The organism is Falsiroseomonas sp. HW251 (assembly GCF_050563545.1).
GTDB lineage: Bacteria > Pseudomonadota > Alphaproteobacteria > Acetobacterales > Acetobacteraceae > Falsiroseomonas.
Genome location: NZ_JBNXUM010000037.1, coordinates 42,088 through 61,801, shown reverse-complemented (window position 1 = coordinate 61,801; position 19,714 = coordinate 42,088). Strand labels below are relative to the sequence as shown.

Sequence of the window (19,714 nt, the reverse complement as noted above, 5' to 3'; positions counted from 1 at the left end):
CGAAGCACCGGTCCGGACGTCGCAACCGGGCCGGGACTGGACAGTTGTAGGCGAAACGGCGCCGCAAGGCGTTGCGTTTATTCGCCTATCCTCAACCTTCGATTGAGTCTCGCGTGAATCAAGCCATCGCCGGCCGGGATGTGCTCGGGGACGGCCCCGCCGGTCAGAATCCGGTCAGGATCCGGTGCGCGGGGGGTCCAGGTAGAGCGGGCTCTCGAGGTAGCGGCGCAGCCAGTAGCGGGCGACGACGCCGATCGCGGCCGCCATCGGAACGGCGAGCAGCACGCCGAGGAAGCCGAAGGCGACGCCGCCGGCGAACAGCGCAAAGATCACCCAGACCGCGTGCAGCTCGACCCGGTCGCCGAGCAGGCGGGGGTAGATCACGTAGCCCTCGACGAACTGGCCGATGACGAAGACCACGAAGACCAGCCCGACCCCCTGCCAGGTGCCGAACTGCGCGGCGGCCAGCAGCAGCGCCGTCACGAAGCCCGTGATGGAGCCGACATAGGGGATGAAGCTCAGGATGCCGGCCATCAGCCCGACGATCAGCCCGAGCTCGAGCCCGACGAGCTGCAGGCCGAAGGCGTAGAAGACCGCCAGCACGAGGCAGCACAGCAGCTGCCCGCGCAGCCAGGCCGAGAGCACGCGGTCCGTGTCGCGCGCGAGCTGGCGCAGCGTGTGCGCGCTGCGCAGCGGCAGCCAGTTGTCCACGCGGCGGACGATGCGCGGCCAGTCGCGCAGCAGGTAGAAGCCGACGACGGGCGTGACGATCAGCAGCGTGAAGACGTTGAAGATCGCGAAGCCGCCGCCGATCAGCGTGGTCACCGCCGTGCCGATATAGGTCAGCATCGTCGCGGCCTGGCGCAGCGCGAGGTCGCGCAGCTGCGCGTCCACGACCTCCGGCCCGAAGGCTTCCTGTGCGTGTTCCAGCACCTGGCGCAGCAGCGCGGTGATGCCGGAGACATACGCCGGCAGCCGCGTGATCAGCACGCCGATCTGCGCGATCAGCAGGGGATAGAGCAGCAGCACCGCGAGCAGGCAGAAGGCCGCGAGGAGGAGGATCAGCAGGAAGGCGCCGAGGCCCCGCCGAACGCCGAACCGCTCCATGCGCGTGGCCAGCGGGTCGAGGAAATAGGCGATGCATCCCGCCAGGACGAACGGGGTGAGGATCGCGGAGAACAGCCACAGCGCAAACAGCAGCGCGGCCAGCACGCCGAACACCAGCCCGAGACGCTGGCCGCGCGTCGCGCTGCGCGCGGCCGGCGCCGGCGGCCAGGTGGAGAGCCGCGTCTCCGCCGGGCGCGGCGCGGGGGGCCTGGCTTCCTCGGCCATCAGCCCGCACGCCTCGCCGCGCGCCAGACATAGAGCGCGCCGGTGGCCAACGTGGTCGCGGCGGTGAGCCAGACCAGCGCGTCGAGCGGCTTCTGCAGCGGCAGGGCGTAGCCCGCCACCAGCAGCGCGCCGGCCGCGAGCGCGATCTGCAGCGCGGTGTTCACCTTCGACAGCATCAGCGGCGCGATGGCAGGCGGCTGGCCGAGCACGTACAGGACGATCACGCCGCCCACGATCAGCACGTCCCGGAACACGACGAGGATGGCGAGCCAGTCCGGCAGCACGCCCGTCGCGGCCAGGGTGACGTAGATCGAGACCAGCAGCGCCTTGTCCGCCACGGGATCGAGGATGGCGCCGAGGCGCGAGCGCGCGTTGCTGACGCGGGCGAGCCAGCCATCCACCGCGTCCGACACGCCGGCGGCGACGAACACCCAGAAGGCGGCGTCGAGCCGGTGCTGCAGCACCAGCCACACGGTGGCGGGCACGGCGCAGAGCCGGGCGAAGGTGATGGCGTTGGGCAGGGTGAACAGCCCCGCATCGCCGCCCTGCCCCGGCGCCTCGGCGGGCGTCTGGGCCGGAGGGGGGCCGGGCTCAGCGGCTCCCAACGGACAGGCGCCACTCGCGCGGCTCGGCGTCGCTGACCGAGGGCAGCAGCAGCACGCCCTGCTCGGCCAGTTCGCTAGCAGCCTCGCCGGCGTCGCGCCGCAGGCCGAGCCGGATGCGGGCGCGGTCGCCCGAGATCGAGATCACCTCGGCACGGGCGATGGCGCGGGAATGGGACAGGCCGCGGACGAGGGCGGCGTATTCGCCGAAGCTGCGGTAGCTCGCCACCGCCACGATGGTGGAGGAGGAGGGGCTCGCGCCGCCGCCGACCGGGGGGGCGCCGTCGGGGGCCAGCATCGGCGCGCGCGCGCTGCCGGGCTGGCGGAAGTTCACGGTGATGCGCGCGGCATAGCCGCGGGCGGTGACGCGCTCGCTCTCGATCACCAGGGAGGAGACCATGGCCTCCACCTGGCTGTCGGACACGTTCTGCGGCAGGCCGAGCTGCACGGCCATGCGCTGGTAGGCGATGCGCTGCCCGGCGACGAGCGCGCGGTCGCGGGCGACAACCGCGTTCTCGGCCGTCGCCTCGGCCGGCACGTCGCGCTGGACCAGCGGGTTTCCCTCCGGCGTCGCCTGCGCCAGCGCCGCCCGCGGCAGCGCGAGCAGGAGCAGCCCCGCCAGCGCCGCGCCCGCCAGCGCCCCGATTGCGCGGCTCGGCCTGCCGTGGTTCCTGTCCCCGCCGACGATCCGCATGCGCGGCATCGCGCCATCCCTTGTCGTGACCTTCCGCGACTTAGCCGATCGGGACCCGCCATGACCAGCCTGACCTACCGCGACGCCGGGGTGGACATCGAGGCCGGCGACGCGCTGGTGGACGCGATCAAGCCGCTGGCGAAGGCGACGGAGCGGACGGGGACGATGGGCGGCCTCGGCGGCTTCGGGGCGCTGTTCGACCTGAAGGCCGCGGGATTCAGCGATCCCGTGCTGGTCTCCTCGACCGACGGGGTGGGCACGAAGCTGAAGCTCGCCATTGACAGCGGGATCCACGGCACGGTCGGGCAGGACCTCGTCGCGATGTGCGTCAACGACCTCGTGGTCCAGGGCGCGGAGCCGCTGTTCTTCCTGGACTACTTCGCGACGGGGAAGCTCGAGGTCGCGCAGGCGCGCGACGTCGTCGCGGGCATCGCGGAGGGCTGCCGGATCGCGGGCTGTGCGCTCGTCGGCGGCGAGACCGCGGAGATGCCGGGGCTCTACAAGGGCGGCGACTACGACCTCGCGGGCTTCTCGGTCGGTGCGGCGGAGCGCGGGAGCCTGCTGCCGCGCCCTGACATCGGCCCGGGCGACGTTCTGCTGGGGCTGGCGAGCTCGGGCGTGCATTCCAACGGCTTCTCCCTGGTGCGCCGGGTGCTGGAGGCGACCAACCTGACGCTCGCCGCGCCGGCGCCCTTCGGCGCGGGAACCGTGGCGCAGGCGCTGCTGGCGCCGACGCGGATCTACGTGAAGCCGCTGCTGGCGGCACACCGCGCGGGGCTGGTGAAGGCGGCGGCGCACATCACCGGGGGGGGCCTGCCGGGCAATCTGCCGCGGGTGCTGCCGGAGGGCGTCGTGGCGGCGCTGGATGCGCGGGCCTGGGCCGTGCCGCCGGTCTTCGCCTGGCTGGCGCGGACGGGCGGGATCAGCCCCGACGAGATGCTGCGCGTCTTCAACTGCGGCCTCGGCATGGTGGTGGTGGTCGCCGCCGAGCAGGCCGAGGAGGCCATGGCGCTGCTGCGCGACCAGGGCGAGGGCGTGTCGCGCATCGGCGTGCTGGAGGCGGCGGCGGGCGACGCGGCGGTGCGGGTCGAAGGGCTCTCCCCGGGCTGGCCGGCATGACCCGCCGTGTCCGCACCGCCATCGTGATCTCGGGCCGCGGCAGCAACATGGCGGCGCTGCTCAACGCCGCCGAGGATCCCGCCTATCCCGCCGAGATCGCGCTGGTCCTGTCGAACAAGGACAATGCCGCGGGCCTCGCCTTCGCGCGGGGGCGCGGGATCCCGACGGCCGCCGTGGAATCGCGCCTCTTCGGCCGGGACCGCGACGCCTTCGAGCGCGCGATGGAGGCCGAGCTGCATGGCCACGGGATCGAGCTGATCGCGCTCGCCGGCTTCATGCGCGTGCTGACCGAGGGCTTCGTGACGCGCTGGCAGGACCGGCTGGTGAACATCCACCCCTCGCTGCTGCCGAGCTTCCGGGGGCTCGATACGCATGCCAGGGCGCTGGCGGCGGGGGTGAAGATCCATGGCTGCACCGTCCACCTCGTGCGGGCGGGTGTGGATGACGGGCCGATCCTGGCCCAGGCGGCCGTGCCCGTGCTCGACGGCGACACTGAGGCCGAGCTCGCCGCCCGGGTGCTGGCGCAGGAGCACCGGCTGTATCCGGCGGCGCTGGCCTGGCTGGCGGCCGGCCTGGTGCGGCTCGAGGGGGCCGGGACCCGGATCGCGGTGCCCAATCCCCCTTCGGGCGCCGAGGGCGCGCTGGCCAACCCCTTGCCCGTCCCGTCCCTGCTTCCTACAAGCCGGGGTCAGGGTTGAGCATGGGGAACGCAACAATGGCCGAGCATGGCCCCGCGTCGTTCGAGCTGGTGGAGGTCAAGGCCTCCGACATCATGCCGGAGCGCGTGTCCTTCTACGACAGCTTCCTGAAAGGCAGCACCTACGCGATCGGCGCGACGATCGCGATCCTGTTGCTGATGTGGATCTTTTTGGTTTAGTGCGCTCGCGCGGGCCGGCCTGAATGACGGTCGCGCCTGCCACCCTCGTCTTCCGCGACGCCACCGAGGCCGACCTGCCGGCGATCGTCGCCATGCTCGCCGACGACCATCTCGGCGCCGCGCGGGAGGACGCGTCGCTGCCGCTGCATCCCGGCTACCTCGCGGCCTTCCGCGCCATCGCCGCCGACCCGAACCAGCGCCTGGTCGTGGCGGCGCGCGGCGGCGAGGTCGTGGGCACGATGCAGCTGTCCTTCCTGCCGGGGCTGTCGAAGAAGGGCGCCTGGCGCGGCCAAGTCGAGGCGGTGCGCATCGCCGCGCCCTGTCGCGGCCAGGGGCTCGGCGCCGCGATGATGCGCTGGGCGGTGGAGGCCTGCCGGGCGCGAGGCTGCGCGACGGTGCAGCTGACCACCGACAAGTCCCGCAAGGCGGCCCACCGCTTCTACGACCGGCTGGGCTTCAAGGCCTCGCACGAGGGCTACAAGCTGAGCCTTTGACGGGCCCCGGGCTCCGGCGCGGGCATGCCCGCGATGGCCGCGGCGCCGGCCGGCGGCGCCAGCGGCGGCGCCGCGCGCGTCGGCACGGCGATCTCGACGCGCAGGCCCCGCTCGTTCCAGTCGCGGCGGAGCCGGCCGCGCAGCTGCGCCTCCACCAGCGTGTCGATCACCCGCGTGCCGACGCCGCGGCGGCGCGGCAGGCCGGGGACGGGCGGCCCGCCCTGCTCCGCCCAACGCAGCAGCAGCTCCTCCTCCGTGATGTGCCAGGACAGCTCGACCACGCCGCCGGCGGACAGCGCGCCGTGCTTCGCCGCGTTGGTGGCGAGCTCGTGCAGCACCATGGACAGCGGCTGCACCTGCGCCGGCGGGACGGGCAGCGGCTCGCCGCGCAGCGCGAGCCCGCGGCCCCGGAACGGCGCCAGCACGCCGGCGGCAAGCGCCATCATGTCCGTCCCCAGCCAGTCGCGGCTGGCCAGCAGCTCATGCGCGCTGGCCAGCGCGGCGATGCGGCCGTTGATCTCGGCGGCGCCCGCGCTGCCGCGCGGGGCCGACATCCGCACCAGCGCCTGCACGATGCTGAGCGCGTTGCGCGCGCGGTGGTTGACCTCGTGCAGCAGCAGCGTGCGCTGCGCCTCGGCCGCCGCCTTGGCCGTGCGCTGCGCGTCGCGCTGGGCCTGCAGCGCCGCCACGATGGCGCGCTCCTCCGCCATTTCGCGGGCGACGCGCCGCCCCCAGACGCGGAGCAGCAGCCCGGTCAGAACGGCCAGCGTCGCGGCGGCGCCGAGCGTCCAGAGGACCGGCGCGCTCACGCCGCGCCGGGCTGCGCCAGACGGCGCGCAGCCAGCGCGGCGATGGACCGGCCGTGCCGCGCCAGGCCGATCGCGGTGCCGAGGCTCGCGACCGCCGTCACGGTGCAGACCGCCGCGTCCAGCCAATAGGTCCACCCGCCCAGGAACAGGTTCGCCACGCGGGTCAGGTGCGACGTCCCGCAGGCCAGGATGAAGACCAGGAACATCACGACGACCGAGCGGAAGGGCAGCGCCGGCGCGTGGCGCACCAGCCGCCAGAGCGCGACGGGGATCAGGAAATAGGCCAGCGCCACGGCGAGGTTCGTGACGACCTCCACCGCGATGATCGCGGGGTCTTCCAGCAGGCAGACGGCGTGCGGCGCGTAGCCCGCATGGCCCTGCACGATGTCGTAGGTCAGGCGCGAGATGAAATCGAGCATGGATGGCCGGCTTTATGGGCCTTCGCGCGACGGCCGGCGAGGCGCCTTCGCGCAACATCCCGCGGCAGGATGCCGGGCGCAATCATCACATGCGCGGCATTCCGCAACCCGTGCGGATGCGACACCGCTCAGGCCGCGAGCTGCCGGGGCGGCGACAGGCGGGCCAGGATCGCGGCGATGCGGTCCAGCGCCTCGCGGTCCTGGCGGAAAGCGACGGCGAGGTAGCCGGCCTCGCTGCGCGCGACGCGGCCACCGACGACGCCGTGACCGGGGAAGCCCAGCTGGATCCCGGTGCCCGGCGGCAGCGCGACATCGGCGCGGAAGGCGGCGCCGCCGCGGGCGATGTCGAGAAGCGTCGCGCGGCAGGGCGGCGCGCCGTCGCGGCGGAGCTCGACCTCCATCTCCCGGCCGGGCACGCGTTCGAACTGGCGGCGCTCGCCTTCCTCGCAGCGCATGGCGGCGAGGAACTGCTCGACCTCCTCGCGCAGCTCGCGCGCGACGCGGCTGACGGCGAGCGAGGCGTCGCGTACCGACTGCGCGCCGGAGCCGGCCTGCCCGGCCTGGCCGGCGAGCACGTCCATCGCGGCGGTGGTCGCCTCGGTGCGGCCGGTCACGGCCTGCACGCTGGCCGCTATCTCCCGCGTGGCGGAGGCCTGCTGGTCCACCGCGCCGGCGATGGCGGCGGCGACGCTGTCCACCCGGGCGATCGCCGTGGCCACACCCTGCACCACCGCGACGGCCTGGCCGGTGGCGTCCTGGATGGCGGCGACCTGCCGTTCGATGCGCTCGGTCGCCGAGGCGGTCTGGCTGGCGAGCTGCTTCACCTCGCCGGCCACCACCGCGAAGCCCTTGCCGGCTTCGCCCGCGCGCGCCGCCTCGATCGTGGCATTGAGCGCGAGGAGGTTGGTCTGGGCGGCGATGTCGGCGATCAGGCGCACGACCTCGCCGACCTGGCCGGCGGCGGCGGCGAGGCCCTGGACGGTCTCGCCGGTCGCGCGCACCCGCGCGACGGCGTCCTGCGCGGCGGCGGCGGCCTCGGCGGCCTGGCGCGCGATCTCGGCGACGCTCGCGGTCATCTCCTCGGTCGCGGCGGCGACGGCGTGGAGGTTGCGCTGGCTGCCGCGCGCGCCTTCCGTCGTGCCGGCGGCGCTTTCCCGCGTGCAGGCGGCGATCTCCGACAGGGACTGTGCGGCGCGTTCCATGCCGGCGGCGTTCTCCGCCAGCAGGTTCATCACACCCGCGACGGAGCCGCCGAATTCCAGGGTGTGGCGGTCCATCGCGGCCTGGCGGCGGTCGCGCGCGGCATGCGCCTCCGCGGCCTCGGCGGCGAGGCGGTGGTTGTCGCGCAGCGTGCCGAGGAAGACATGCGCCGCGCCGGCGATGGCGCCGACCTCGCCGATCCCGGCAGGCGGCAGGCGCACCTCGTCGAGCCGTCCGTCGGCCATGGCGCGCAGCGCCGCGACGAGGTCGCGCAGCGGCCGCGCCACGCCGCGCTGGGCGAGAAGGAGGATCGTCGCGGTGACCGCGACGACGGCGAGCGAGCTGGCGAGCAGAAGCGTCAGGGCGAGCTGGCGGCCGGCGGCCAGGGTCTCGTCCTGCAGGCGGGCGATGTCTGCGGAGACCGCGGCGGAGAGCGCGTCGAGCGCGTTGCTGAAGGCGGTGCGCGTCGCGCGGTTGGCGTCATTGTTGCCGAGCCGGTCGGCGGCCTGCGCGCCCTGCTCCACGCCGACGCGGGCGAGCTCGGCGCGCATCGCGACGAAGGCGCCGAGCGCGGTCTCGAGCGTCGCGGCCCTGCCCTGCTCCGACGCGGGCAGGACCTGCTTCAGCGCGGCCCAGTCCCGCTGCAGCGCGGCCAGGTGGCGGTCGAGCTCGGCGGCGAAGCGCTCGGCCTGGGCGCGGTCGCGGGCGATGTAGAGGCCGCGGCTTTCCATCACCACGGCATAGACGCCGGCGCGCAGCCTCTCCGCCAGCGGCTCCGCGCCGGCCAGGCGCATCAGGGCGGCGGTGCGGTCGGCCTGGGCCTGGGCGCCGGCCCAGGTCACCGCGGCGCCGCCGAGCGCGACGGCGCCCAGCAGCAGCAGCCCCGCCGCCAGGCGGACGCCGATCGAGGCGAGGAAACCGCCCATGGGGAGCACTCCGGTCACTTGCCGGAGGGCAGGGTTAGCCTGGGAATATTGAGGGGAGGTTAGCCCCGAAGCGGGTCTTCCGACCCGCCCCGCCCGGCGCCGGGCGGCTCAGTCGACGATCTCGTAGCCCGCGAAGAAATAGGCGATCTCGATCGCCGCGTTCTCCGGGCTGTCGGAGCCGTGCACGGAATTCGCCTCGATGCTCTCGGCAAACAGCTTGCGGATCGTGCCCTCGGCGGCGTTGGCGGGGTTGGTCGCGCCCATCAGCTCGCGGTTCTTCGCCACCGCGTTCTCGCCCTCCAGCACCTGGACCACGACGGGGCCGGAGACCATGAAGTCCACGAGGTCGTTGTAGAAGGGACGCGCGGCGTGCACCTCGTAGAACTTCTTGGCATGTGCCCGCGACATCCAGATGCGCTTCTGCGCGACGATGCGCAGGCCGTTCTTCTCGAAAATGGCGTTGATCGCGCCGGTCAGGTTCCGCCGGGTGGCGTCGGGCTTGATGATGGAGAAGGTGCGCTCGATGGCCATGGGGCGTTCCTTGTTGCGTCTGCGAAGGCGCGGGCCGGATAGGCGTTCACGCCCGGGGGCGCAAGCCCTGGCGCGGGCGTCCCGGTCTCAATTCAACTGGACGTTCCCCTCGCGCACGATGCGCTCGATGCCGGCGCGGGTCGCCTCCACCGTCGCGGCATAGGCCTCGGGCGTGCTGCCGACAGGCTCGGCGCCGAGCTGGGCGTAGCGGGCGCGGATCTCGGGCGCCTGCAGCGCGGCGGCGACGGCCTGGGCCATGCGCGCCACGATCGCGGGCGGCGTGCCGCGCGGTGCCGAAAGGCCGAACCATTCCTCGATCACCGCGTCGCGCAGCCCGGATTCCTCCAGCGTCGGAGCGTCGGGCAGCACCGAGGAGCGCGCGCGCGACGTCACGGCCAGCATGCGGATCTTCCCGTCGCGCACCAGCGGCAGCGCGGAGGAGAGCGCGGCCGAGGCCGTCTCCAGCGTGCCGGAGAGCAGATCGCGCGTGACCTCGCCGCCGCTGCGATAGGGCACCTGGTTGAACTCGATCCCGGCGCGCTGCTGCAGCAGCACGAGCGTCAGATGCGCCGCGGTGCCGTTGCCGGGCTGGCCCATGGAGATCGTGCCCGGCCGCGCCTTCGCCACGGCGATGAGCTCGGCGAGCGTTCGCCAGGGCAGGTCGGCGCGGACGACGACGCCCATCGGCATGGACATGATCTGGGTCACCGGCACGAAGCTCGTGCGGTAGTCGAAACTCAGGCCCGTCAGGACCAGCGGATTCACGACATTGGCGAAGTTGTCGACCAGGAAGGTCGTGCCGTCCGGTGCGGACTGGGCGACGGCCGCGCCGGCGATGGTCCCGCCGCCGCCGCCGCGGTTGTCCACCACCACGGGCTGGCCGAGGAGCTGGGTGAGGCGATCGGAGATCAGCCGGATCGAGGTATCGGCCGCGCCGCCGGCGGCGTTGGGCACGACGACGCGGATCGGGCGCGTCGGCCAGTCCTGCGCGATCGCCGGAACGGCGATCGTCGCAAGCGTGGCCGGAACGGCGATCGTCGCAAGCGCGGCCGCCGGCACGGCGGGCGTCGCGAGGACGCTGGCGAGGAGGGCGCGGCGGGTGGGGGTCATCGCTTGCTTCCGGTGCCTGACGACGTTCACGGGGCGGCGCCCCCCTCATCCAACCCTCTCCCCCCGGTGGGGGGAGAGGGCCTGTCCGGTATGGGCGGCTCCAGGGAGGTGACCTCGACGATCACCTTGGCCCGGAAGCTCTCCTCGAAGCCCTGGGCGCCGCGGGCGATGCGGACGAAGCCCGTGGCCACGTGGTCGCGCAGCCAGGCCTCGGATTCCGCCAGGATCTCGTCGGCGCCGAATTCGGGCGAGGCGGCCAGCGCGGGATCGAGGAAGGCGATGGCGTTGATCACGGTGCCCGCATCGGCGGCGGCGTCGCGCATGAAGGGGGCGGGCAGGCGGCTGTCCGTCTCGATCCCGTCGGTGGAGATGTCGACCATGCGGTTCGCGGGCGTGCAGGGCGCCTCCGCCAGCACGGCATTGGCATGCGCAAGGGCGCGGCCGACGGCGGTGACGCCGCTGCGGCCGGTGCGGCGGATGGCCCGCACCGCGGTGGCGAAGGCGGCGGCGTCGTCGCGGGTGCGGATCAGCGTCCAGGGCACGCGGGTGCGGGCCTGGGCGTCGAAATCCGCGAGCAGGACAGCGATGCCGTCGGAGCGTTCCAGCGTGCGGATCAGGCGCGGATCCTCGAAGGCAGAGGCGGGCCCGTCGCGCTGCGCGGCGTAGAGCGGATCGGGGACGGAGCCCGATGCGTCGATCAGCAGCACGATCGCGACGAGGCAGGCCGGCAGCGTCATCTCGGGCCTCCCCCTGTCCGGGAAGGATAGGCCGGGACGCGCCCAAGGCGACACCGGAAAGCGACACCGCGTTCAGGGCGGGGCGTACAGCGTGATCTCGAGGATGACCTTGCTCCGCATGGCGTCGCCGAAGCCCGAGGGGTCGCGCGCGACGCGCACGAAGCCGGTGGCGACGTTGTCGCGCAACCAGGCCTCGGCCTCCTCCAGCACCATGCCGACCCAGGCCTCGCCGCCGCCGAAATCGTCCTGCGGCTGGAAGGCGATGGCGTTGACCACGATGCCGCCGTCCAGCGCGGCGTCGCGCGCAGCCCGGGCGGGGATGCGGGTGTCCGTCTCGAAGCCGTCGGTCGAGATGTCGATCAGCGCCCGCTCCGGTGCGCAGGGCGCCTCGGCGATGGCGCGATGGGCATGCGCGATGGCCGCCCCGATCGCCGTGGTGCCGCCCGCCGCGGCCCTCTCCACGCGGCGCAGGTCGCGGGCGAAGCGCCGCGCCTCCCCGGCGTCGCGGATCAGCTGCCAGGGGACCCGCGTGTCCGGGCGGCCATCGAAGATGCCGGCCAGCACCGCGATCCCGCCCGAACGCTCGATCCCGCGCTGCAGGGCGGGATCCTCGAAGGCGGCGGCCGCGCCGTCGCGCTGCGCGCGGAACATGCTGTCCGGCACCGAGCCCGAGGCATCCATCATCAGCACGAGGGCGACGAGGCAGGCGGGGAGCATGGCAGGGCACCTCCGGGGCGGGTCGCGGGTCGGGACGGTTCAGCGGGCGGGAAGCGACTCTGTGATCTCCAGCACCACCTTGCGGCGGAAGGCGGTGTCGAAGTCGGGCAGGCCGTCGGCGGCATGGACGAAGCCGGTCGCGACGTTCTCCCGCAGCCAGGCCTCGGCTTCCGCCAGGCCGGCCTCGGTGGAGAGCTGCTCGATCATGGCGTCGTCGGGGCCGAAGAAGGCGATGGCGTTGATGACGATGCCCTCGGCCGCGGCGTCGTCGCGGGCGATGCTGGCGGGCAGCGAGCGATCGGTCTCGAAGCCGTCGGTCGCGACGTCGATCACGCGGCGGAACGCGACGCAGGGCGCATCCCGCAGCGCCGCGGCGGCATGGGCGATGGCGCGGCCGATCGAGGTCGGGCGGTCGCGCGAGGAACGCCGCAGCGCCCGCAGCGCCTCGGCGAAGTCGCGCGCCTGGTCGGCGTCGCGCAGCAGCTGCCAGCCGAGGCGCGTCGTCACCGTGGTGTCGAACTCCGCGACCAGCACGGCGACGCCCTGGGCCTCGATGGCCTGGAGGAGGCGGCGGTCCGCAAAGGCGCCGGCCGCGCCGTCGCGCTGGGCGACATAGAGCCGGTCGGGGACCGAGCCCGAGACATCCATGAGCAGGACGATGGCGGCCAGGCAGGACAGAGCGGTCATGGCGACCTCCGGTCTCCGGCACCGCGCCGGACCGGGGCGTCCGGCCCGCCCCTGCCGGAACAGTCGGCTGTGCCGCGGCTGGAAGCAAACGAATTACATCCGAAAACCGGGCGAAGCAGCGGCGCGGCCGATCCGCCGCCGCGGCGTTTCCGCCTTCGCGATCCGGCGCTACAAGCCCCGGTCATGACCGTCCTTTCCATCCGCAACCTGACGCTGCGCGTCGGCGGCCGCGCACTGCTGGAAGGTGCGGAGATGACGCTCGACACCGGGCGGCGGCTCGGGCTGGTCGGGCGGAACGGGGCGGGGAAGTCCACGCTGCTCAAGGCCATCACCGGCGAGATCCAGCCCGACGGGGGCGAGGTGCGGCTGGCCGCCCGCGCGCGCCTGGGCCATGTCGCGCAGGAGGCGCCGGGCGGGGATGGGTCTCTGCTGGATGCGGTGCTCGCTGCCGACACCGAGCGCGCGGCGCTGCTGGCCGAGGTCGAGGGCCATCCCGACCCGCACCGCATGGCGGAAATCCATGAGCGCCTGATCGCCATCCGCGCCGACGCCGCGCCGGCGCGCGCGGCGGCGATCCTGGCGGGGCTCGGCTTCGACGCGGAGGCGCAGGCCAGGCCGCTGTCATCCTATTCCGGCGGCTGGCGGATGCGCGTGGCGCTGGCCCGCGCGCTGTTCCTCGAGCCCGACCTGCTGCTGCTGGACGAGCCGACCAACCACCTCGACCTGGAAGCGACGATGTGGCTGGAGGGCTGGCTGCAGCGCTTCCCCGGCGCCGCCATCGTGGTCAGCCACGACCGCGGGCTGCTCGACCGCTGCGTTGATATCATCGCGCATCTCGACCGCACCAGGATCACGACCTACCAAGGCAATTTCGAGGATTTCGTCCGCCAGAAGACGGAACGCGCAGCGCAGCAGGCCGCGGAGGCCGCGAAGATCGCGGCGAGCCGCGCCCACATGCAGGCCTTCGTGGACCGCTTCCGCTACAAGGCGTCGAAGGCGCGCCAGGCGCAGTCCAGGCTGAAGGCGCTCGCGAAGCTTCCCCCCTTGGAAGCCGTCATCGAGGACACGCCGACCCGCTTCGCGTTCCCGCCGCCCGAGCAGCTCTCGCCGCCGATCCTGGCGATCGAGCGGGCGGAGACCGGCTATGGCGGGCCGCCGGTCCTGCGCAACCTCGACCTCCGCCTGGACCAGGACGACCGCATCGCCCTCCTCGGCGCCAACGGCAACGGCAAGTCCACGCTGGCGAAGCTGCTGGCCGGGCGGCTGGCGCCGACCCGCGGCGAGGTCAGGCGCGCCAACCGCCTCAAGGTCGGCTTCTTCGCCCAGCACCAGTCGGAGGAGCTCGACCCCCGCGGCACGCCGCTGTCCCACATGCAGGCCGCCCTGCCGCGCGCGACCGACACCCAGGTCCGGGCCCAGCTCGCCCGCTTCGGCCTGCAGGGGGAGAAGGCGGAGACGCCGGTCGCCCAATGCTCGGGCGGGGAGAAGGCCAGGCTGCTGCTCGCGCTCTGCACGCGCGACGCCCCGAACCTGCTGATCCTGGACGAGCCGACCAATCACCTCGACATCGATGCGCGCGAGGCGCTGGTGAAGGCGCTGGCGGATTTCGAGGGCGCCGTGCTGCTCATCACCCACGACCCGCACCTGGTGGAGCTGGTGGCCGACCGGCTCTGGCTGGTCGCCGACGGGACGGTGCGCGACTTCGACGGCGACCTCGAGGAGTACCGCGCGCTGCTGGCGGAGCGCGCGCGGGCGGCGAACCGGGAGGAGGGCGCGCCCTCGGGCGGGGTGAAGGCGGCGGAGCGGCGGGAACGCGCGGAGACGCGGGCCCAGATGGCGCCGCTGCGCCAGCGCCTGAAGGAGGTCGAGAAGACGCTGGAAAAGCTCGGCCTGGAGGCGAAGCTGATCGAGAAGCGCCTCGCCGACCCCGAGACCTATGCCAGGCGCAATGCCCAGGACATCGCCTGGGCCACCACCCGCCGCGCCGCCATCGCCCGGGAGGTCGCGGCGCTGGAAGAGGAGTGGCTGACCCTGTCGGAACGTCTGGACGCGGCCTGAGCCGGCCTTCCCTCTCGCGACTCCGTGCCGAAACCGGCTAGACTTCAAGGGATCGCGAGCGCCGGGCCGGCCGGGCCCGGGGCGCGCAGGACGGAGAGAGCTTGCCCCAGCACCGCGTGAGCGTCGCCATCCTGGCGATGGTGCTGCTGTTCCTGGCGGCCCTGGTCGGGCTCCGCGTGGACAGCCTCAGGACCGAACGGGCGGACGCGCTGGCCCGCGCCGAGACCTCCATGCTCAACCTCACGGGCGTGGCGGAGCAGTATGCGCAGCGCGTCTTCGAGACCTCGGGCCTGCTCGCCGACCAGGTCGCCGCCCGGCTCGCGCAGGCGGAGGGCGGCCTCGACACGCTGCGCGACCGGGAGGAGGCGCATCGCTGGCTGCGCAACCTCGTGGAGCGCGGCAGCGGGGACTACCTCATGGTCCTCGACGCGGAGGGCCGGCCGGTCGCGACCTCCTTCATGTTCCCCGCGCCGGCGGTGGCGCTGGCGGACCGGCGCTTCTTCCAAGCGCATCTGGCCGGCGCCGAGACCCATCTCGGCGAGGCCCTGATCGGCCGCGTGACCGAGGAGATCCTGTTCACCTTCAGCCGCGCCCTGCGCCGCCCCGACGGGCGCTTCGACGGCGTCGTGCAGGTCGCCATCCTGGCCGGCTTCTTCGACCAGCCCGGCCTTTCCGCGGAGTTCCGCCCGGGCACGCGGCTCGGCCTGTTCGACGCGGAGGGGCGCGTGCTGGCCATGACCGGGCTGGACGCCGCGACGGTGCGGCAGGGCGAGCGCGCCACCGCGCTGGCCGCCGAGGCCGCCGCCCGCAGCCAGGGCATCCTGGAGGGCCAGGGCTTCTTCGGCGGCACCGACGGCATCACCGCCTTCCGCCGCGTGACGGACTGGCCGGTCTTCGTCGCGGCCTCGGTCCCGATGGAGGAGGTGCTGGGGCCCTGGCGGCGGTCGGTGCGCTGGTCGGTGGAGCTCGTCGGGCTGCTCGGCGCGGCGCTGCTGCTGCTGGCCGCCCAGGCCGTGCGGCTGTCCGACCGGGAGGCGCGGATCCGGCGCGAACTGGCGGCCGCGAACGACGCGCTGCGCGCCGCCGCGGCGGGGCTCGAGGAGAACGTCGCCGGCCGCACCCGCGACCTCGCGGCGAGCGAGGCGCGCTTCCGCGTGCTGTTCGACAGCACCTTCCAGCTGATGTCGCTGACCGATGCGAAGGGTGTGGTGCTGGAGGTGAACGAGACCGCGCTGGCCTTCCTCGGCCAGGGGCGGATGGAGGTGCTGGGACGGCGCCTCTCCTCCCTGCCCTGCTGGCCGGATGCGGCGACGCGGGCGGGGCTGGCGTCGGGGCTCGCACGCGCCGCGGCCGGCGAGGTGGTGCGGGCCGAGATCACCGCCCGCGGCGGCGACGGGCGGCTCTCGCCGCTCACCGTGGCGCTGAGGCCGGTGCGCGACGAGGAGGGCGAGGTCGCCTTCCTGGTCGCCGAGGGCCATGACGTGACGGAGCTGAAGGCGACCGAGGCGCGGCTGCGCGAGGCGCAGAAGATGGAGGCGCTGGGCCAGCTGACGGGCGGCGTGGCGCACGACTTCAACAACCTGCTGATGGTCGTGCTCGGCAATCTTGGCCTCCTGCGCAAGCGCCTGCCGTCCGACCCGCGGCTTCTGCGTCTTCTGGACGGCGCGCAGCAGGGGGCGGAGCGGGGCGCCGCGCTGACCAACCGCATGCTCGCCTTCGCGCGGCGGCAGGAATTGCGGCCGGCGCCGGTGCAGCTCGGGCCGCTGGTGGCGGGCCTGCGGCCGCTGCTGGAACGCTCGGCGGGGCCGAAGGCGCGCATCGAGCTGCGGCTCGGGCCGGGGCTGCCGCCGGCGTTGGCGGATGCGAACCAGGTCGAGCTCGCGCTGTTGAACCTGGTGGTCAATGCACGCGACGCGATGCCCGACGGCGGCACCATCACCATCACCGCGACCGAGGCGGAAGCACCTGACGCCGGCGCCCCGCCCGGCCTGCTGCCCGGGCCCTACCTCGCGCTGTCCATCGGGGATACCGGCACGGGCATGGACACGGCGACGCTGGCGCGCGCGACGGAGCCCTTCTTCACGACCAAGGGCGTCGGGCGCGGATCGGGTCTCGGGCTGTCCATGGTGCAGGGATTGGCGCAGCAATCCGGCGGCGGCCTGACGCTGCGGAGCGAGCCCGGCCGCGGCACCACCGCGACGATCTGGCTGCCGCGTGCGGCCGCGATGACGACGCCCGACGCGGAGTCCCCGGCCCGCGTGGTCGACGCCGTCGCGACGCCGGCGCGGCGCGTGCTGGTGGTGGACGACGACGCGCTGGTCGCGGCGGGGACGGCGATGATGCTGGAGGACCTCGGCCACCGGACCGAGGTCGTGACCTCGGCCGAGGAGGCGCTGGACGTGATCGCGCGCGACCCGCCGGACCTGGTGATCACCGACCATGTCATGCCGGGGATCAGCGGGCTCGAGATGGCGGAGCGGCTGCGGCGCGACCGGCCCGACCTGCCGGTGGTGCTGGCGACCGGCTATGCCGAGGCGACGGGGGCGAGCCCCTGGCTGCCGCGGTTGAACAAGCCCTACCGGCAGCACGAGCTCGGCGAGCTGGTGCGCAGGCTGACGCGGGCCGAGGCGGCGTGAGGACGCGGATCGGGCCGGGCGTGGCGGCCGCGCTGGTCCTTGCCGCGCCGGCGCTCGCGCAGCAGCAGCCCGACCGGTCGGTAACGCGGCTCGGCGACCTTCGCCTCACGCTCGACCAGCAGGCCAAGGTCGCGCTGGGCGTGCAGACCCTGACGATCGTGCCGGACGGAACGGCGAGCAGCGTCGAGATCTCCCAGGGACAGGGGAGCACGGAGAAGACGGCGCTCGGCCTCGGGCAGCTCGGCGCCGGCTTCACCTGGTCCGAGGACCTGCCGATCTACCTCGAGGGCTTCCTCGGCTATGCGCGCTACGATCCGCGCTTCGTGGTCACCCGTGGCGAGGAAAGCCGGCGGCTGTCGGTGGCGTGGAACACGGCCAGCGTCACCGTCGGCGTCGGCTGGTCCTTCGCCATCACCGACCGCTTCCAGATCCGCCCGATCCTCAATGCCAGCCTGGGCTATGTCGCGAACGACCTGACGCTCGGCTCGGCGCTGCTGAACTACCTCACCGGCGTTGACCTGCAGTTCCTGCGCAAGGGCCAGGCGGCGACGGGCGGCTATGGCGGGTCCCTCGTCTTCGCCTGGTACGATTACCGCGAGAGCTTCGAGTTTGAGGCGGAGCTGCGCTTCACGCGCATGCAGCTGCAGACACTGCCGGTCTACTCGAACAACATCAGCGTCAACACTGACGCCTCCACCGCCTCCCTCTGGCTGCGCTACCGCGAGCCGATCCCGGGGCTGGAGGCCTGGGGACGTCCGGTGCGTTGGGTCGCGGAGATGTACCACTCGGAATTCCTGACCGCGGCGCAGCGCTACGTGCTGGGTGCCGACCGGCTCACGCGGGTCGGCGGCGGGATCGAGTTCGACACCGGGCGGTGGGAGCTCGGCGCCTTCGGCGTGAACCTCAACCGCGTGCGGCTGACCGGCAACGTGATCTTCGGCGAGAATGTCAGCGGCTGGTCGGTCGGGCTCGGCATGAGCTTCTGACGGAAAGACAGCTGAATCGGATACGGCGGCGCGCTGACGGGCGCAGCAGGGTTGTGGCAGGCTGGGGCCGCCGATTCGGAGACGCAGCATGTCCCTGCCCCTGCGCAGCGCGCGCTTCCTGATCCCCGCCGCGATGCTGACGGCCTCGCCGGCCCTGGCGCAGACCAACGAGGAGCTGCTGCGCATCATCGACCAGCTGCAGCGCCGGGTGGAGCAGCTGGAACGCGCGCAGCGCGGTGCCGCGCCGGCGCCGGCTGTCGCAGCCCCCGCGCGACGCCCGGCCCCGCCCGCCGCCACGGCGCCGCCCGCAGTGGCCGCCGCGCCCCGCGCGCCGGTCCAGGCCGCGCAGGCCGCGCCGATCATGCCGCCCGCACAGACGCCGGAGGAACGCCGCGCCGAGACGCGCGCCGCCGCGATCGACGCGCTGCGCGGCGACCTCCCGAATTCGATCCGCATCCCGGGGACGGAGACCTCGGTGCGCGTCTATGGCTTCGTGAAGGCGAACCTGTTCGGCGACCTCAACATGGTCAATCGCAGCGACGCGCCCTCGGTGCAAGCGACGCCGCTCGCGGGCAGCGCGGCCGACCAGCAGAGCGGCGACCTGCAGTTCAGCGCGCGCCGTACCCGCATCGGCATCGAGAGCTCCACCCCCGCCGGCGACTGGGGCACCTTCGCCGCGCGGCTCGAGATGGATTTCGCGGGCAACACGCCCAGCGCCTCGGCCACCGCGACCAACCAGGGCTGGAACCCGCGCCTGCGCCAGGCCTATGTCAGGCTTGGCGGCGACGTCTTCAGCGTGCTCGTCGGCCAAGCCGACAGCCTGTGGAACCTGGCGCCCGTGGAGACGCTGACCGACGCGACCTTCCTGAACGGATCGAGCGTCCGCCAGGCGCAGTTGCGCGCGACCGGGCGCCTGGCGCCGGGGCTGACCGGCGCTGTCTCGATCGAGGCACCCTACACCGACTACACGCAGAACGCCGCCGTGCTCTATCCCGACAGCAACCTCAACGGCGGCGCGTCGCCAGCGACGAGCAACTGGCCGGACCTGCTGGGTAAGCTGACCTATGCCGGGGAATGGGGGAACGTCGCGCTGACCGGCATGCTGCGCGAGCTGCGCATCGACACCAACGGCACCGACGCCACGCCGAAGGGGGTCGCGACCGGGCTGGGCTATGGCGCGCGGCTCAGCACGACGCTGAACATGAGCACGCTCGCCAGCGCCTTCGGGGCGGACGACGTGACGCTGCTCGCCTATTACGGCCAGGGGATCGGGCGGTATTTCGACAGCACGACGAGCGGGCAATCCGCGTTCAGCGACCTCGGCCTGCCCGGGGTGGTCAACGTCTCGTTGACGCCGACGCCGAGCTGGGGCGTCGCGGGCAGCTATCGCCACTATTGGTCCACGCAGCTCCGCAGCAATGTCGGCGCGGCCTGGGCGGTGGTGGACGTGCCGGCCTTCGTCGGCGGCTTCACGCCCGGCGGATCGACCACGCAGACCGTCAACGCGAACATGCAGATGATCGTCGCCAACCTGATCTGGAGTCCCTTCGCGACGGAGCGCAACGGGCGGATCACCACCGGCAGCATCGATGTCGGGATCGAGTACCAGTACTACCGCCGCGACATGCAGGGCGGCGCGATCGCGGCGAATGCGCCGTCTGGCGGCACGATCGGCGGCTACGGCATCGAGCAGCGCATCCAGATGTCGCTGATCGGGCGGTTCTGAACGGGCCGGGGCCGGCGGAGCCCATCCCGGCATCCTCCCCGCCTCTTCCCGCGC

At 73.5% G+C, this 19,714-nt stretch carries 19 protein-coding genes; 8 read left to right on the top strand and 11 right to left on the bottom strand.

Annotated elements, in window-relative coordinates:
- Positions 1 to 174: 174 nt before the first annotated feature.
- From ACLF3M_RS30475 to ACLF3M_RS30465, 3 genes are read right to left on the bottom strand one after another with little or no spacing between them, the layout of a single operon-like run.
- Positions 175 to 1,332 (bottom strand): AI-2E family transporter, encoded by a 1,158-nt coding sequence (locus ACLF3M_RS30475; RefSeq protein ID WP_430660783.1) that lies wholly within the window; start codon positions 1,330 to 1,332, stop codon positions 175 to 177.
- On the bottom strand, positions 1,332 to 1,937 hold the full coding sequence (locus ACLF3M_RS30470; RefSeq protein WP_430660782.1) for a CDP-alcohol phosphatidyltransferase family protein: 606 nt from the start codon (positions 1,935 to 1,937) through the stop codon (positions 1,332 to 1,334). The genes ACLF3M_RS30475 and ACLF3M_RS30470 overlap by 1 nt, the downstream gene beginning before the upstream one ends.
- Positions 1,924 to 2,637, bottom strand: coding sequence for a hypothetical protein (locus ACLF3M_RS30465; protein ID WP_430660781.1), 714 nt, complete (start codon positions 2,635 to 2,637; stop codon positions 1,924 to 1,926). Before ACLF3M_RS30465 ends, ACLF3M_RS30470 begins: the two co-directional genes overlap by 14 nt.
- Positions 2,638 to 2,688: 51 nt before the next feature.
- Here ACLF3M_RS30465 and purM point away from each other — a divergent pair, with 51 nt between their 5' ends.
- Genes purM through ACLF3M_RS30445 form a run of 4 tightly spaced genes read left to right on the top strand, consistent with a single transcriptional unit; the run spans position 2,689 to position 5,118 of the window.
- Positions 2,689 to 3,747 (top strand): phosphoribosylformylglycinamidine cyclo-ligase, encoded by a 1,059-nt coding sequence (gene purM, locus ACLF3M_RS30460; protein ID WP_430660780.1) that lies wholly within the window; start codon positions 2,689 to 2,691, stop codon positions 3,745 to 3,747.
- Positions 3,744 to 4,445, top strand: coding sequence for a phosphoribosylglycinamide formyltransferase (purN, locus tag ACLF3M_RS30455; RefSeq protein ID WP_430660779.1), 702 nt, complete (start codon positions 3,744 to 3,746; stop codon positions 4,443 to 4,445). The genes purM and purN overlap by 4 nt, the downstream gene beginning before the upstream one ends.
- 17 nt (positions 4,446 to 4,462) lie before the next feature.
- Positions 4,463 to 4,624: an aa3-type cytochrome c oxidase subunit IV gene (locus ACLF3M_RS30450; RefSeq protein ID WP_430660778.1), complete on the top strand. Its 162-nt coding sequence runs from the start codon at positions 4,463 to 4,465 to the stop codon at positions 4,622 to 4,624.
- 23 nt (positions 4,625 to 4,647) lie between these two features.
- Positions 4,648 to 5,118 carry an N-acetyltransferase family protein gene (locus tag ACLF3M_RS30445; RefSeq protein WP_430660777.1) on the top strand — a complete coding sequence of 157 codons (471 nt, stop codon included), beginning with the start codon at positions 4,648 to 4,650 and terminating at the stop codon, positions 5,116 to 5,118.
- Here ACLF3M_RS30445 and ACLF3M_RS30440 read toward each other — a convergent pair.
- The 8 genes from ACLF3M_RS30440 to ACLF3M_RS30405 all read right to left on the bottom strand — a co-directional run bounded on the left by ACLF3M_RS30440 (position 5,100) and on the right by ACLF3M_RS30405 (position 12,254).
- Complete coding sequence (locus tag ACLF3M_RS30440; protein WP_430660776.1) at positions 5,100 to 5,927, bottom strand: HWE histidine kinase domain-containing protein; 828 nt, start codon at positions 5,925 to 5,927, stop codon at positions 5,100 to 5,102. The genes ACLF3M_RS30445 and ACLF3M_RS30440 overlap by 19 nt on opposite strands.
- Complete coding sequence (locus ACLF3M_RS30435) at positions 5,924 to 6,346, bottom strand: hypothetical protein (protein WP_430660775.1); 423 nt, start codon at positions 6,344 to 6,346, stop codon at positions 5,924 to 5,926. The genes ACLF3M_RS30440 and ACLF3M_RS30435 overlap by 4 nt, the downstream gene beginning before the upstream one ends.
- Positions 6,347 to 6,474: 128 nt before the next feature.
- A complete protein-coding gene (locus ACLF3M_RS30430) occupies positions 6,475 to 8,472 on the bottom strand; it encodes a methyl-accepting chemotaxis protein (RefSeq protein ID WP_430660774.1) in 1,998 nt (665 codons plus the stop codon).
- A gap of 108 nt (positions 8,473 to 8,580) precedes the next feature.
- Positions 8,581 to 9,003 carry a nucleoside-diphosphate kinase gene (gene ndk, locus ACLF3M_RS30425; protein ID WP_430660773.1) on the bottom strand — a complete coding sequence of 141 codons (423 nt, stop codon included), beginning with the start codon at positions 9,001 to 9,003 and terminating at the stop codon, positions 8,581 to 8,583.
- Positions 9,004 to 9,090: 87 nt separating this feature from the next.
- Positions 9,091 to 10,113, bottom strand: coding sequence for a Bug family tripartite tricarboxylate transporter substrate binding protein (locus tag ACLF3M_RS30420; RefSeq protein ID WP_430660772.1), 1,023 nt, complete (start codon positions 10,111 to 10,113; stop codon positions 9,091 to 9,093).
- A 26-nt stretch (positions 10,114 to 10,139) separates the two neighbouring features.
- Positions 10,140 to 10,850, bottom strand: coding sequence for a DUF1194 domain-containing protein (locus tag ACLF3M_RS30415; protein ID WP_430660771.1), 711 nt, complete (start codon positions 10,848 to 10,850; stop codon positions 10,140 to 10,142).
- A 72-nt stretch (positions 10,851 to 10,922) separates the two neighbouring features.
- Positions 10,923 to 11,567: a DUF1194 domain-containing protein gene (locus ACLF3M_RS30410; RefSeq protein WP_430660770.1), complete on the bottom strand. Its 645-nt coding sequence runs from the start codon at positions 11,565 to 11,567 to the stop codon at positions 10,923 to 10,925.
- 39 nt (positions 11,568 to 11,606) lie between these two features.
- Positions 11,607 to 12,254 carry a DUF1194 domain-containing protein gene (locus tag ACLF3M_RS30405; RefSeq protein ID WP_430660769.1) on the bottom strand — a complete coding sequence of 216 codons (648 nt, stop codon included), beginning with the start codon at positions 12,252 to 12,254 and terminating at the stop codon, positions 11,607 to 11,609.
- A 183-nt stretch (positions 12,255 to 12,437) separates the two neighbouring features.
- Between ACLF3M_RS30405 and ACLF3M_RS30400 the strand changes: the two genes are divergently transcribed.
- From ACLF3M_RS30400 to ACLF3M_RS30385, 4 genes are all read left to right on the top strand, one after another.
- Positions 12,438 to 14,312, top strand: coding sequence for an ABC-F family ATP-binding cassette domain-containing protein (locus ACLF3M_RS30400; protein ID WP_430660768.1), 1,875 nt, complete (start codon positions 12,438 to 12,440; stop codon positions 14,310 to 14,312).
- A 116-nt stretch (positions 14,313 to 14,428) separates the two neighbouring features.
- Positions 14,429 to 16,948 carry an ATP-binding protein gene (locus tag ACLF3M_RS30395; RefSeq protein WP_430660767.1) on the top strand — a complete coding sequence of 840 codons (2,520 nt, stop codon included), beginning with the start codon at positions 14,429 to 14,431 and terminating at the stop codon, positions 16,946 to 16,948.
- Positions 16,945 to 17,934 (top strand): hypothetical protein, encoded by a 990-nt coding sequence (locus ACLF3M_RS30390; protein WP_430660766.1) that lies wholly within the window; start codon positions 16,945 to 16,947, stop codon positions 17,932 to 17,934. The genes ACLF3M_RS30395 and ACLF3M_RS30390 overlap by 4 nt, the downstream gene beginning before the upstream one ends.
- Before the next feature lie 88 nt (positions 17,935 to 18,022).
- Positions 18,023 to 19,660 (top strand): porin, encoded by a 1,638-nt coding sequence (locus ACLF3M_RS30385; RefSeq protein ID WP_430660765.1) that lies wholly within the window; start codon positions 18,023 to 18,025, stop codon positions 19,658 to 19,660.
- The last annotated feature ends 54 nt before the right edge of the window (positions 19,661 to 19,714 follow it).